This window comes from Natrinema limicola JCM 13563 (genome assembly GCF_000337475.1).
Taxonomy (GTDB): domain Archaea; phylum Halobacteriota; class Halobacteria; order Halobacteriales; family Natrialbaceae; genus Natrinema; species Natrinema limicola.
In genome coordinates, this window is sequence record NZ_AOIT01000055.1 from 26001 (window position 1) to 40541 (window position 14541).

Genomic DNA, 14541 nt, shown 5'->3' on the forward strand with positions numbered 1-14541 from the left:
GCTAACTGCCTTGCCCGTTCCGTACCACGTCCCGGTCTGCTGGTCGGTCGCCATTATCGGTACACCTCCATCATCTCGTTGGTGTCACTCATTGGTACTCCTCCTTGTAGCGTGATGCGACGTAATCGCTCGCGAGGTTCATCACGAACGTGATGACGAACAGCGTCAGTCCGAGTGCGAACATGCTCAGATACGTTGCCGAGCCGCCGGTCGCGTCACTGGTGACGGCGCTGACCATACCCGCGGTCATCGGTTGGCCTGAACTGAGCAGGTTGTCGAGTGGGTTCGCGAAGTTGAACATCCGCGGTCGCAAGCCGGCGGCCATAACGACGATCATGGTTTCGCCAATCGCTCGTGAGAGCGCAAGGATGAACGACGAGAAGATGCCGGAGATGGCGGCCGGAATCACGATCCCGGTCGATACCTCGTACTTCGTCGCCCCCATTCCGTAGCCCGCTTGCCGGAGCGAATCCGGGACGGAACTCATCGCGTCTTCCGACAGCGATGAGACCATCGGGATGATCATGATCCCGACCATGATTGACGCGGACAGCAGATTGAACGTGCTGACGGGGATGCCGATCCACTGGAGCGCAGGGGTCAGGTAGACGAGCGCCAGATAGCCGTAGACGACCGTCGGAATCCCGGCGAGGATCTCGAGCGACGGTTTCAGAATCGACCGCATCCGGTCGCTGGCGTACTCACTGAGGTAGACGGCGGCTGCGACGCCGGTCGGCACCGCGACGAGCGCCGAGACGAGGGTGATAGTTAGCGTCGCAGTCACGAGCGGCCAGACGCCGAAGGTCCCGCCGTCGGAGCGGGCGATCCACTCCGTTCCGGTAAAGAACCCAGCTACCGTGGCGTCTTCCGTCATGAAGAACGAGATCGCGTCGGTAGCCAGCGTGTAGATGATCGCCGCGGTAACGAACACGGTCAGCGCGGCACAAGCGAACAGCAGCCACTTGTAGATGCGCTCTTTGACGACTCGACTTGACGATGCGCGTGTCAAGTCGACATCTATCGATCGTTCACTCATTTGTGGGGCGTAATTGACTTACCATGGTGAATCGTTCGATTCGCCGCGTCAGTTCGCTTCGCTCTCGAGTTTGTCGAGGTTCGACTGGGCCTGCTCTTCGCTGACGGGGACGTAGCCGACATCGGAGATGACGTCGGTCGAAGACTGCTCGATGTAGAACTCGACGAAGTCGTAGACCGCATCCTGCTGGAGCGCGTCCTTGTTAACGTAGATGTACAGCGGTCGCGCCATCGGATAGGCATCCGACTGGGCCGCATCGATGCTCGGTGCGGCACACTCGTCGTCCTCGGTCTCGCGGATCTCGAGTGCTTTGAGTGCGTCCTGATTCTCCCGATAGTACGCGTAGCCGAAGTAGCCGATCGCGTTTTGAGTCGACGAGATGCCCTGCACGAGCTCGTTGTCGTTTTCGGTCTTCTCGTACTGTGTGACGTGGCTCCCGGCGTCGCCGATGACGTTGGTGCTGAACCAGTCGAAGGTTCCAGACGTCGATGGCGGGCCGAAACGTACGATCTCCTCATCGGGCCAGTCGGAGTTGACGTCGGACCACGTTTCTGCGCCATCTTCGCGCCAGATTTCGGCGAGTTCGTCGTAGGTCATACAGTCGATCGGCGAATCGTTGTGGACGGCCATCGTGACCGCGTCTTTGCCGATCTGGAACTCGATGGGTTCGACACCGCTGTCGCTGCATTCTTCGACCTCGGCGTCCTTAATCTGCCGCGAGGCACCATTGATCTCGGAGTCGCCTGGGCAGAAATTGTTGTTGAAGCCGCCACCGGTCCCGGTCGAGTCGGTGGTGACGCTTATGCCGTCGTTTTGATTCATGAACTCTTCGGCGAGTCTGTCGGAAACCGGGAACACCGTACTACTTCCCGTGACGACGACACGCTCGTTCCCACCATTACCCGCGTTTTCGGTACAGCCAGCGATCGCGGCGGCGCCCACTGCGCCCGTCGCGGCCAGGAGCTTTCGTCGAGAAAACGAGCGACCCGAACGATCCATCTGGGTATCGGTCATCAGGTGAACGTTCGACTGTGTATAGAAATACGATGCTATGTTAGATATATACTGCTATATAGAACAGCGACCTCCTCGCGGCTCATCCAGCGAAGAACAATTGCGCTCTATTGCACGGCCAGACGTGTGAATGACGGTACTAGGAGATATGATTGCGTTCACCATATCTTACATAGCCGACTACAGCTGGCGTGGACTATAGTTTTGCAAAATCTATAGTGGGCGTCCGTCTAAACGAGATATCGTTGCCACTCTCAAAAAACCGTTCCGATACGGCGACATCATAGCTTCGAAATCCGCAGCAAAGATGCCGGCCGATTCAGCTCGTCCCTGTTCGGTCGAAGCTGACCGCAGTCCCATTACTCCCCGACGATTTCCGCGAGCGTCTGGAGATTCGTCTCGGCCTGCTCGTCGCTCGAGGGAACGTAGTTGATCTCGTCTGCGATCCAGTCGGCCGTCGCGTTCTCGAGGTAAAAGCGCACGAATTCGGCGACTGCCTCGCGCTGGAGTGCTTCCTCGGATGGATACATAAACAGCGGCCGAGCCATCGGATAGGTGCCCGTTTTGGCTGCCTGCAGGCTCGGGTCACCACACGCGTCATCCTTGTTCGCTTTGACCGCGAGCGCTTTGATACGGTCTTTGTTCTGTGCGTAGTAGGAATACCCGAAGTAGCCGATCGCGTACGGACTCCCCTCGAGCCCCTGGACGATGGTCTCGTCGTCCTCGGTACTGACGTAGTCGGATCGGTGGGTGCCGGCACGGCTGACGACATGCTGGGAGAACCAGTCGTAGGTCCCCGATGTCGTGTCGGGGCCGTAGCGTTCGAACGGCTCGTCGGGCCAGTCGGCGTTCAGGTCGGCCCACGTTTCTGCGCCGCCCTCGCGCCAGATCTTGGCGAGCTGGTCAAAGGAGAGACACTCGGCCCACATGTTCTCGGTACTGACGGCCATCGTGAGCGCGTCGCCCGCGATCTGCATCTCGACCGGCGTCACGTCGTTTTTCCCACAGTGGGTTTTCTCCGCGTCCTTGATCGGGCGCGACGCTGCATTGATATCCGAATCGCTGGGACAGAAGTGGTTCTCGAACCCGCCGCCGCTGCCGGTCGAATCGACCGTAACGGTGACGTCCGGATGCTTCTCCATGAATCGAGTTTTCATCTCTTCGGAGATCGGATACACCGTACTCGAGCCCGTAATCGTGACCTCGCCGGAGAGGCTGTCGCCATCCTCAGTTTCATCCGTGCCATTACCAGTGGGTTCGCCATCACTACTGGTCTCGCTCCCGAGACAGCCGGCGAACGCAGCCGCCGTTATCCCACTAGTTGCCGTCAGGACGTTCCGTCGTGACACTCCCTCGAGAGACCGCTCGAACAGATCTCGTCTCATTACGTGAACGTCTCGGAACAATATAAAAATACGATGCTATGAGGACTGTATATCGATCAATAGTAACCCGTTGATATATAGATGCGTTCTGGAGACCGCTTCTCACCCGATCGTCTATGTCGGCGTCAGGCGAGCAGCTCCTCGCTGTTCTCGAGTGCATAGAGCGTCCGCGCGGCCACGTTTACTGCGTGGTCGCCCACCCGCTCTACATCGCGCACGATCACGAGCGTCCGGGAAACGTCCGTGAGGACGTCCTCAAGCGGCCACTCGTCCGACTCGGTTGGAAACGCCTGTGCACTATTGACTGCATCGCCGTCGACGCGGAGGTCGATGAGCGTGCGGACGACGCGCTCGGTCACGGCTTCACAGCGGGCATCGAGTTCGTCGTCACGGTCTGCGACCGCAAAACAGGCGTCCACGTCGTCCGTGACGAACGCCTCGATCGCGTCCTCGACTAACTCGAGTGCGAGCGCGGCGATCCGCTCAAAATCGACATCGGGAAGGGTCGGTGCAGACCCAGTCGACGCCAGCGTATACTCTGCCAAGTTGGTCGCGAGATCGCCCACGCGCTCGAGGTCGGTGACGATCTTGAACGTCGCGATGACCTGCCGAAGGTCACCGGCGACCGGCTGGTACAGCGCCAGCAAGTCGAGACATTCGCCCTCGATCTCGAGCGAGCGGCGATTGACGGTCCGATCGCTTGCAATCACCTCGCGTGCGAGCGAACGATCGCTGGCGAACAGCGCGCTGAACCCGTCTGCGAGCTGGTCGCGGACGAGATCGCCCAGTGCGATGACCGTCTCGCGAAGGCGCTCGAGGCGGTCCTGATAGTCCTCGCGCGTCATCACCCGAACTTGCCGGTGACGTAGTCCTCGACGCGCTGGCTCTCGGGGTTCTCGAAGATCTTGTCGGTGTCGTCGAACTCGACGAGTTCGCCGCCGGTTAGGAAGACGGCCGTCTGATCGGAGATCCGCGCGGCCTGTTGCATGCTGTGAGTGACGACGATGACTGTGTACTCTTTGGCCAGTTCCTCGATCAGGTCCTCGATCTTCGCGGTCGCGATGGGATCCAGCGCGGAGGCCGGCTCGTCCATCAGGATGACGTCGGGATCGACGGCGAGACAGCGCGCGATACAGAGTCGCTGTTGCTGTCCACCGGAGAGGCCGAGCGCGTTGTCGTCGAGGCGATCGCTCACTTCCTCCCAGAGTGCGGCTTGCTTGAGACAGCGTTCGACGAGTTGCTGTTCACGATCGGTCGAATCGGTGCCACGCAGCCGAGCAAGCAGTCCGGTCTCGAGTTCGCCGTGCTTTCGCGGGCCGTAGGAGATGTTGTCTCGGATTGATTTGGGGAACGGGTTGGGCGACTGAAACACCATCCCGACGCGTTTCCGGAGTTCGACGAGGTTGATGCCGTCCTGATAGATCTCTTCCCCGTCGAGTTCGACCGATCCCTCGACGCGGGCGCTTTTGATGCGGTCATTCATCCGGTTGAGACACCGGAGGAACGTCGATTTCCCACAGCCAGAGGGCCCGATCAGCGCAGTCACGCTGTTCTCGGGAACCTCCATCGTGATCCCCTGTAGCGCCTGCTCGTCCCCGTAGTAGACATCCAGATCCTCGACCGAGAACTTCGGGTCGCCCTGGAACTCGTATTCAGTCCACTCCGGCTGTGTCTTCTCCTGGGATTCACCGGCTGTCGTCTGCGTAACGCTATCAGTCGATCGTCGATTCGATTCCGCTGGTTCTTGTGGTTCGTTCATTCGATTGCTCATGCGTGTAGCTTTTTCCGGAAGTACATCCGCGTCACAATGCCGATCACGTAGAACGAGAGGACGACGAGCAAGAGGACGAACGCTGTCGCCCACCCGTATCCTGGGTCATCACCCACGACACCGGTCGTGATCGCTCCGTACAGCTGATAGGGAAGTGCGCTCGAGCCACTGAGCAACGCGTCGTTCACGATAAACGGTGGCGTCGCCGTGAACTCGAACGAGCCGAGGACGGCCGGTGCGAACTTCCGCTGTGGATTGTCGGCGGTGACGATCAGGATCGGTGCCGTCTCGCCGGCGATGCGACCGATACCGATGATGACGCCGGTGACGATGCCAGGCATCGCCGACGGAATGGTGACCTCCTTGATCGTCTCCCACTTGGAGACGCCAAGCGCTGCGCTGGCGTCACGGTACTCGTCGGGGACGCTCTTGATCGCCTCGCGGCTCGTGATCAACACGAGCGGGAGCAGCATGAATCCGAGGACGATCATCCCGGCTAACAGGCTCGTATTGTTTCCGAGTCGAGGAACGAGGAATGCGTAGCCGAACAGGCCGAAGACGACGCTGGGGGTGCTCCAGAGACCGTTCGTCGCGACCTCGACGACGGACGTGAACCGTCCCTGTTCGGCGTACTCGGTCAGGAACACTGCCGCGCCGACGCCGATCGGAACCGCCAGCACGACGGCGCCGACGACGAGCCAAAACGTGCCGACGATCGCCGGGAAGATGCCCTTCTGCCCGAGGAACACATCGTATCCGTCCATCACGAAGGGCCAGTGGAAGTGCAGGCCAGGCCCGATCTCGATACCCTCGACGGCATACCCGAACCCGTTCTTGACGATGAACGCGATCAACAGGACCAAAACTAGCAAGATGAGCGCAGCGTTGGTCCCGATCAGGAAGAACGCCCCCGCCTGACGGCCGGCCGCGCCGAATCCTTGAAACGCGTTGGCAGCCGCCCACGCCCCGACGAAGCTCGCGACGATCGTCAGCAGCGGGACGAAGACGGTACCGAAGAACGTCACGCCGAATCCGGCCGGGCTGAACGTCCAGCTCGGATCGATCACATCGAACAGGAACAGCCCGCCGATCAGGAGTGAGAACAAGCCCGACGGAACGGTCACCCCGAAGTCCTCGCGCGCAAACAGGATCGAACCGGCGACGAGGACGCCGACTACCGACGCGGGAAGCGCCCAGCGGACGCCGCCGAGTCCGAACGTCTGCGACGCGGTCAGACCGATCGCGCTGAAGGCGACGAATCCGAATCCGGACGCGACGCCGACGCCGGCCGATCGATCTGGCGTCGTGTCGACTATCTCGAGTCGCGACGCCGCTCCGGTTGCCAGAAGACAGGCGCCGGAAGCGAACAGCAACGCGGTGAACACCGTCTCGAGTGCGAGCCCGAAGAGCGGCGACTCGAAGCCAAGCCGTCCGGCCAGCGTCGCACTGCCGACGACGAACGCGACGAGAAACAGCCCGATCGGGACGACCGAGAGTCCCGTCAGCGTTGGAGAGTGCTCGACGGTCAACGCGTTCTGTGACTGGTACTGCAGCGAACGTTCGCTCATAGGTCACCTCCGAGGTTCCGTTTTACGCGCGCTTCGATTACCTGTGCAGTGACGCTCAACGCCATAACAGTGATAAACAAGATCACGCCGGCCGCGAACAATGCCTCCCTGTGAAGGCCGTGTGAGTTGCCGTACTGGCTGGCGATGAGGCTGGTTAGCGTAACTGTGTTTCCGAATACGTTGTACAACGGCTCTGGCAGTTCCATGACGTTTCCGAGGATAACGGTCGCCGCCATCGTCTCTCCGACCGCTCGACCAACGCCGAGCAATACTGCGGCTGAAACCCCGGAAAAGGACGCAGGAATCGTCACGCTCTTGATCGTCTGCCACTTCGTTGCGCCGATCGCGGCGGCCCCGTCTTTCATGTGATCTGGAACGCTCGCGATCGCGTCCTCAGCGACAGAGGCAACTGTCGGTAGCGCCATTAGCCCGACGACGACGCCGACGACGACGATGCTGCCGATCGAGGTGAGGCCGAAGTTGTCCATCATGTAGCCGTTGATGATCGTAAAACCGATGAACCCGTACACGATCGACGGAATCCCGGCGAGCGTTTCGACGGCCGGCTTCACGATCTCGTGGGCCCACGGCGGTGCGATTTCGCTGATGAAGATCGCCGATGCGATTCCGAGCGGAGCGGCGACGATCGTCGCCAGGATGGTCGTGAGACCGGTCCCCCAGATAGCCGGGTACAGCGAGTACCAGTCGTTGGCGCGGCTCCAGAAATCGCCGTCGGTGTAGAGGATTTCGAGCCCCATGTGTCCGAACGCGGGAAGCGAACGGATGAACAGGAAGGCGATGATGAGAACGAGAACGAGCGCCGTCGAAACGGTCGCGAGGAACATCAGTCCTTTCGCGGTTCGTTCCTGATAGGCGAACCAGCCGTACCCAACGACCGCGAGAAACGCGATGACGAAAAACACCGTGAGCCACGGTGCTACCAGAAACGTCAGCAACGAACCCCCAAGCGAAGCGCCGGCGACGAGACGTAGGAGCGATTCCCTCCGGTCGTCGCCCTCGTCGATCTCCGACTGATCACCTCTCTGTAATGTGTTACTCATTTATAATGGAATAGTGATGGTTGCATGAGCGATCGTCCGCCTGCGCTGGTTAGTTACTCGGCTCGGGAAGTTTGCTCAGTTCCTCCTCGCGACGTTCGTCCGTCAACGGGAGATAGTCTGCCGGTTCGACGAACTGCTGCTGTCCATACGGATGCAGGATCATGCGGATGAACGCGGCTTCCTTCTCGGACGTGTCCTCCCACGTGTAGCAGTGCAGGTCTCGAGCGAGCGGATACTCGGGATCGGCCATCTTCTCTCGCGTGTACTCCGTGCCGTCGATCACGAGGTTGACCATCGGCGCCTGGTCCGAGACGAACGCGAGGCCCGCGTAGGCGATGGCGTTGTCCGACTGCTCGAGGGTCGTCTGGACCTGCTGGTTCTCGCCCTTGCGCGAGTCGACTTCCATCTCGGCGTCGGGATCGCCGAGGACGTTGTTCCGGAACGACGTGTCCGTCCCGGAGCCCTCGGCGCGACCGATGACCTGAATTTCCTTCGACGGCCCGTCGTAGGCTTCGACCTCGGTCCAGTCAGAGATCTCGCCCTGGTAGATGCCCTGGACCTCTTCGAGCGTGATCTTGTCGAGGCCGTCGTCCTGAACAGCTTTGCTCACCATGAGCGGCTGGGCGTCAACGGCAACGACGTGGTCGACGAACGGCTCGAGCTCGCTCTCACTTCGGTCGGGGAACTCCGCCGAGACGGGCGCGCTCGCGTCGCCGATGTCGACCTGTCCCTCCTCGAGTTTCTGCAGCCCGACGCCAGTGTGGTTCAGTCCGATCGACGTCTCGAACGGTGGCTTGCCGCTGTCGTTCGCCTCGAAGCCGTAGAGACCGGCCCAGTAGTCCGCGAGGTTCTCGTCGGAGTCGATATCGTACTGACCCGGGCCCCAGTACTCCTCGTCGTCGGCCGGCGGGTTCGAATTCCACAGCGATCCGGCCTTGCTGGTGATCGGATAGACGGTCGAGGACCCGTCAGCCGACAGTGAGCCCTCGCTGCTACCCTCGCTTGCGTTCCCGAGACAGCCGGCGGCTGCCATCGATCCGAGAGCGCCGGTCGCAGCGATGAACTTCCGTCGCGATACCCCGTCAGCAGAGCGCCCGAACTGGTTGTCTGCCATCACGTGAGGAATTCGGGAGACTATAAAAATAGGATGCTATGAGCCATATATATGGATCAGTTGCCACATAGTTCTCTAATACCTATATAGTTCTATAGAGCACTACCGGTGATTGGCTCATCTGATCTCCTGTCACTGCGTACTGGTGCAACTGCGACCGTCGTGCGGGTGTACTGGAACTGACTGACAGAAGCCCGTATTTACACACTCGAGCATGCGCGAATCGTGGCTTTGTCGGCGAATCGCGACACTCACTTACAGTCCCCGGTCTAACTCACTGTATGGTTTCGCTGCAGGGAATCGCAGTCGCGCTGGTGGGAGTCGCGGCTATCTTCGGCTGTGCCGCCGTCGTCTATCGGGACGCGACACGAAACGAAGTCTCGAGGCCCATACTCTGGGCAAGCGTCGTGATCGTCGCCTGGGGCAGTGCGCTGGGACTCTATCTCGCACCACTTGCCGTGCCGATCCCTGGCCTGCTCGTGATGGTCGTTGGGGGGCCGGCGCTGTACCTGTTCGAGCGCGACGACGCGACATACGGTGACGAACCCGCCGATCCGTTCTCGTTGCCGGACGGCCCTGACGACTCCTCGAGCGATAACAGTCGCGACGAGTGAGACGGGCTATTTAGCGTACCAACTGAAACGGACTCCTGTCAGTGAGTGCCGGTGCAACCGCAACCCGCACTGCGGACCCATCGGGACAGCAGACCGTATGAAACGGTTTACACACTGATCGCACAGTCGTCGGGACGCGATCGAGTATTCACTGACGTTTGTCCGGTAGTATGCGGAGTCCGTCTGGCCGACCGATCGCTCGGCACCCCACACGTCTTTTGCCCGCCCCGGTCCAACGGCCGCTAACATGAGCGATTCCGCACCTTCCGGGACCGACGCCGACGACGATGGCGGACCGGCACAGGTCTCGAGTCCGGACTACCACAGCGAGAACCACACGGCCGCCCAGACCTGCGGCTGGACGGCTAACGCCCTTCGTGGCGAAGGCAAGTGTTACAAGAACATTTTCTATGGCATCGAATCACACCGCTGTATCCAGATGACGCCGGTCGTCCGGTGTAACGAGCGCTGTGTCTTCTGCTGGCGCGACCACAACGGCCACGCCTACGAGCTGGACGACGTCGAGTGGGACGACCCCGAGGCGGTGGTCGACGCCTCGATCAAACTCCAGAAGAAACTGCTCTCTGGCTTCGGCGGTAACGAGGAAGTCCCACGCGAGGTCTTCGATCAGGCGATGGAACCGCGCCACGTCGCCATCAGCCTCGACGGCGAGCCGACGCTGTATCCCTATCTGCCCGAACTCATCGAGGCTTTCCACGATCGGGACATCACGACGTTCCTCGTTTCCAATGGCACCCGCCCCGAGGTGCTCGCCGAGTGCGATCCTACCCAGTTGTACGTCAGCGTCGACGCTCCCGAGCGCCACACCTTCGACCAGGTCGTCGGCGCGATGGAAGACGACGCCTGGGAGAAGTTGCTCGAGACGATGGCCGTCCTCGCCGACAAGGACGAGACCCGCACCGTCATCCGGACGACGCTGGTCGACGGCGAGAACATGCACCACCCCGACTGGTATGCCGGCTTCTACCAGCAGGCCGATCCCGACTTCATCGAACTGAAGGCGTACATGCACGTCGGTCACTCGCGGGGCCGCCTCGACCGCTCGTCGATGCCCGACCACGAGGACGTTGTCGAGTTCACGGAATCAGTGGCTGAACACATGCCCGAGTTCGACGAGGTCATGGGCGTCCCGGCCTCCCGCGTCGCGTTGCTCTCGAAGACGAGCGATACGTGGGTGCCAAAACTGAAGAAGGACAGCGAGTTCTGGAATCGGGACCCCGTGACCGGCGAGTGATCCAACGACGACATACCAGCTGCGGCGAGACGCGAGCCAAAGCAGATCAGTTACTAGATATATCGAGTCGGGACTCCCGAACGACACCCTCGATCGTCACGCGGAGTTTGCGGCTGATGGCGAACAATGCCACTGAGTATACCGCCGCACCGAACCCGACGACGGCGAGGAGCTGATACCATCGATCGACAGTGACGATGTCGATGAGCGGCCGCACCAGCACGAACATCAACACCGCGGCGGCGACCTGCTCGAGCAGTGTCCGGGGGATCAATTCGACAGCCGGCAGTTCCCGGCTGACGACGTATGCGGAGAGGAGATACCGCAGCGTCTCGGCGACGACTGTCGCGATCACGACCCCGATCGCCCCGTATGCAAGTGTCAGTGCGACGCCAAGGACGATGTTCAGCGCAAGCGTCGTCGACGAAATCCACGTGTTGACGTCCGGCCGGTCGATCCCGCCGATCGCGCTCGTGAGTGGGCCACTTTGTGTGCTCACGATTTGGAACAACGCGAGCCCGACCAGCAGCGCGGCGGCGTCGGCGTACTCGGACCCGAACGCGGTCACGACGAGTAGTTCGGGCATCGCGACAGCGCCAAAGAACATCGGAATCGAGACGATGCTCGCGAACGCGAGCGTGTTCGAGACGTCATCGCTGACGTCCTTGCCCTGGCTGTGGAGTCGACTGACGCGAGCCATCAGCACGCTCTGAGCGGCCATCATCACGAACGTTGCCGGGACAGTGAGCTTCAGCGCGACTTCGTACTGGCCGGCCGCCGCTGGTGCGAGGAGATAGCCGAGCAGAAGGATGTCGAACCGGTCGTAGGTCTGTCCCAGAAACGAGTTCGGAATGCTGTATTTCGCGTACGACCAGAGACTTCCGATGGTGTCGTGGGAAGGCATCATCGGTTTCGTCCGCACGAAATACCAGAGAACCGGCAGCGAGAGGAACGTCGCCGCAGCCAGCCCATAGGCCATGCCGGCAGCACCGAATCCGAGGAGGACGAGTGCAAGCTGGAGCGGGAACGTCAACAGCGACCGGAAGGTGTCGACCCACATCGAGGCACCGACGAGGCCCCGCGCCTGGACGACGCGGTCGGTCGGCTCATAGAGCGTAACAGCACTCATCAGGACGACGAACAACACCGGTGCCGCGGCGAGTCCCGTATAGGACACGAGCCACTGCGAAGCGAGGACGCTGACAGCACCCATGAGCCCCAGCCAGCCGAGTGTAAACACCAGTTGGCCGCCGATCAGCTCACGCTCGGGAGCCCCGGCTTCCGAGAATCGCTTCATGATCGCCGTCCCCCAGCCGTTGACCGCCCGATCGCCGAGTTTGACCAGCGAGAAGAGTAGATAGAACCCGCCGAACCCGGCCGGCCCGAGCACCCGCGCGAAGACGATGGTGCCAGCGAAGCCGATCGCAGCCATCGTGAACTTCGCGGCCGTCGCCTTCACCGTCTCGCCGCCCAGGCTGACCGACGTCGCATCCGTCATTCGTTTCGGGCCGAAGACGACAGACCGACGATTCTAGCGCGACTCGTGTGGCCGACGGAGCTGGCCATCCCAGCTATTGCTCGAGCGATCGCGTTCGATCGACGTACCCGATACGGGAGGGGACTCGGCATCATGGCTAGCAGCGGCGTCGTTGCGTGCGGTCACACTCATTATCCGGGCGTATCAGTGTACCGCCTGCTCCGACCGTCGAATCGATAGCGGGGGTTCGATCTCCGGCCTTCCCCGTCAGCGACATCGAGAGAGACGCTGCCCGGATGTTGAAGGGGCTAGTCGTGGTGTGTCTCTGCATGACGACGCTGGGGATTATCGCCCTCGACGCCGCCGACTACGACCTCGCCCGCGCGTGGGGATGTGAGAACATGCTGCTCGAGACCCACGGGGAACTCGAGACGTTTGCCCATTCCGGCGCGAACCCGAACACGCTCGAGGTCTGGACGTCGGTCGCGACGGGCGTCGAGCCGCCGAGCCATGGCCTCGCCTCGACCGGCGAGCAACAGCAGTGGCGCAATCCGATCCTCGAGTACGCGAGCGCGGTGGCTCCGTATCTCCTGCCAAAGGCGGCACGCGTCAGGATCGGCACGTGGCTGCGTGGCGACGGCGGCGGTGCGACCGAAGACGGCGGTGGAACTGACGGCGTCGGGATGACGCTCCGACAGACCGACCACTCGCATCTCTTCGAGCCAGCAGGTCGCGTCGTCCGCTGGTGGCCCGGCGTCACTCCCGGTGAGCACTTGAGCGAAACCTGGCACTGGCTCAACCTCGCCTCGCGCGGTGCCATCTCCGACGACGACCTCTGGCGGCGGCTGTACGGGAACGCCGGACTCGAGGCCGGCTGGCTGCAGGGGATGGGACAGACGGATGTCGCCGTCGCCGGGGTCCACATGCACGCCCTCGACGCCGCTGGCCATGCCTTCGCGACGCATCCGGACCGCCTGCGGGCGGTGTACGAACGGGTCGATCGCCTGCTCGGATCCGTCCGCGAACACGTCGACGACCTGCTGGTGCTGTCGGATCACGGCATGCAAGTCGCGTGGATCGACGGCGATTCCAAACCTGGCTTTCACAGCTGGCGGGCGCTCGCATCGACGACGCTCGCCGACGACCTGCCAGAAAGCGTGTTCGACGTTCGCGACTGGGTCGACGAACACGTTGCCGACAGCGACGACAGACGAGCCGAGCGACAGCCGGCAGTGATGGACACGACGGAAGAACAGCTTCGGGATCTGGGCTACCTCGAGTGACTGACGAGCAATTGCCCGTCGCCGCTCACTCGAGATAGCCGAGTTCGCGCAGATGGTCCTCAGGGACGTCGATGGCCTCCCCGCCCTCGTCGTTCTCGCGTTCGACGCGCGTGTCGCTGACGTGTGCATCGACCCAGTCTCTGACGTCGAACACCGACTCAGGACGGGTGTCGGTCGTTGCACTCGCGTACGCCCGCCAGGAGTGTGTCGCGGGATTCTTGCCGGCGTCAGGCGGGTAGAAGTCAGTGCGCATGCCGTGGTCGCTAAGGAGCAGGAGGTCGTCGCCGTCCTCGAGTGCGTCGACGGTCTCCTCGACGAACTCGCCGACGCGGGCGTAGGCGTGTCGAAGCGCGTCCTCGTCGTCGGCGTAGGCATGGCCGGCGGCGTCGAGGGCGTGGACGTGGACGCCAGCGATCGAGACGGGATGGCGGAGCATCTCGCGCGCCCAGGCGAACTGCTGGGCACACTGACCGAACAGTTCGCGCTCGAACTCGCTGCGAGACAGCCCTTCGGCAACGGCGTTCATCAGGTCCCACGCCCGCTGAAGTGGCTGGCCATCGGCGACGCCGGGCCAGTTGTGGACGACTGCGCCCTCGGCATCGAAGATCGATGCGGCATCCGTGCGGCCGATCCGTTCGCGCTCGCCCGTTTGCGACCGGACGACCTTCCCGAGCGTGCCACGCGTCGACTCGTCGAGCCGCCCGGAGATGCGCGAGAGTCCCTCGAGGACGGGGTTGTCCCACTCGCTCGTCCCGCCGCCAGTGATGCCGTGCTCCTCGGGATGCAGACCGGTCGCGACCGTCGCCCACACCTCCGGCGTGTACGGCAGCTCCTGTGTGTGCGCGAACGTCCCGAGGTCGCCACTCGAGGCGAGCCGAAACGCATCGAGATCGAAGTGCTCGACCAGTCCGGCATCGAGCGCGTCCAGTGCGAGGACGATCACCGTCATCCGTCGCTCCCTCC

13 protein-coding genes are annotated in these 14541 nt (G+C 62.0%); 3 read left to right on the forward strand and 10 right to left on the reverse strand.

The genetic code is table 11. The features are described from left to right. Positions 1-88: 88 nt before the first annotated feature. The 8 genes from pstC (C476_RS13895) to C476_RS13930 all read right to left on the reverse strand — a co-directional run bounded on the left by pstC (C476_RS13895) (position 89) and on the right by C476_RS13930 (position 8949). Positions 89-1036 (reverse strand): phosphate ABC transporter permease subunit PstC, encoded by a 948-nt coding sequence (pstC, locus tag C476_RS13895; RefSeq protein WP_008014052.1) that lies wholly within the window; start codon positions 1034-1036, stop codon positions 89-91. A 48-nt stretch (positions 1037-1084) separates the two neighbouring features. After that, entirely contained in the window at positions 1085-2050 is a 966-nt protein-coding gene (locus C476_RS13900; RefSeq protein WP_008014054.1) for a phosphate ABC transporter substrate-binding protein PstS family protein, read from the reverse strand. Between the two features lie 359 nt (positions 2051-2409). Further along, a complete protein-coding gene (locus C476_RS13905; RefSeq protein WP_008014056.1) occupies positions 2410-3435 on the reverse strand; it encodes a PstS family phosphate ABC transporter substrate-binding protein in 1026 nt (341 codons plus the stop codon). Between the two features lie 125 nt (positions 3436-3560). Beyond that, positions 3561-4280 (reverse strand): phosphate signaling complex protein PhoU, encoded by a 720-nt coding sequence (gene phoU / locus C476_RS13910; protein ID WP_008014058.1) that lies wholly within the window; start codon positions 4278-4280, stop codon positions 3561-3563. Further along, positions 4280-5206: a phosphate ABC transporter ATP-binding protein PstB gene (gene pstB, locus C476_RS13915; RefSeq protein WP_206536891.1), complete on the reverse strand. Its 927-nt coding sequence runs from the start codon at positions 5204-5206 to the stop codon at positions 4280-4282. Before pstB ends, phoU begins: the two co-directional genes overlap by 1 nt. Further along, on the reverse strand, positions 5203-6774 hold the full coding sequence (pstA, locus tag C476_RS13920; RefSeq protein WP_008014061.1) for a phosphate ABC transporter permease PstA: 1572 nt from the start codon (positions 6772-6774) through the stop codon (positions 5203-5205). Before pstA ends, pstB begins: the two co-directional genes overlap by 4 nt. Next, positions 6771-7835 carry a phosphate ABC transporter permease subunit PstC gene (pstC, locus tag C476_RS13925; RefSeq protein WP_008014063.1) on the reverse strand — a complete coding sequence of 355 codons (1065 nt, stop codon included), beginning with the start codon at positions 7833-7835 and terminating at the stop codon, positions 6771-6773. Before pstC (C476_RS13925) ends, pstA begins: the two co-directional genes overlap by 4 nt. Positions 7836-7884: 49 nt before the next feature. After that, complete coding sequence (locus tag C476_RS13930) at positions 7885-8949, reverse strand: PstS family phosphate ABC transporter substrate-binding protein (protein ID WP_008014065.1); 1065 nt, start codon at positions 8947-8949, stop codon at positions 7885-7887. A 281-nt stretch (positions 8950-9230) separates the two neighbouring features. Here C476_RS13930 and C476_RS13935 point away from each other — a divergent pair, with 281 nt between their 5' ends. Together C476_RS13935 and twy1 are read left to right on the forward strand one after the other, a co-directional pair. Next, positions 9231-9563, forward strand: coding sequence for a hypothetical protein (locus tag C476_RS13935; RefSeq protein ID WP_008014067.1), 333 nt, complete (start codon positions 9231-9233; stop codon positions 9561-9563). 247 nt (positions 9564-9810) lie between these two features. Next, positions 9811-10818, forward strand: coding sequence for a 4-demethylwyosine synthase TYW1 (gene twy1 / locus C476_RS13940; protein ID WP_008014069.1), 1008 nt, complete (start codon positions 9811-9813; stop codon positions 10816-10818). Positions 10819-10864: 46 nt separating this feature from the next. Here the strand turns inward: twy1 and C476_RS13945 are convergent, their stop codons facing one another. Next, on the reverse strand, positions 10865-12316 hold the full coding sequence (locus C476_RS13945) for an oligosaccharide flippase family protein (protein ID WP_008014070.1): 1452 nt from the start codon (positions 12314-12316) through the stop codon (positions 10865-10867). 308 nt (positions 12317-12624) lie between these two features. Between C476_RS13945 and C476_RS13950 the strand changes: the two genes are divergently transcribed. Further along, positions 12625-13578 (forward strand): alkaline phosphatase family protein, encoded by a 954-nt coding sequence (locus C476_RS13950; protein ID WP_008014071.1) that lies wholly within the window; start codon positions 12625-12627, stop codon positions 13576-13578. Positions 13579-13603: 25 nt separating this feature from the next. On the opposite strand, the gene C476_RS13955 is transcribed toward C476_RS13950, so the two are convergent. Then, positions 13604-14527, reverse strand: a complete 924-nt coding sequence (locus tag C476_RS13955) for an alkaline phosphatase family protein (protein WP_008014072.1) — start codon at positions 14525-14527, stop codon at positions 13604-13606. Positions 14528-14541 lie beyond the last annotated feature (14 nt).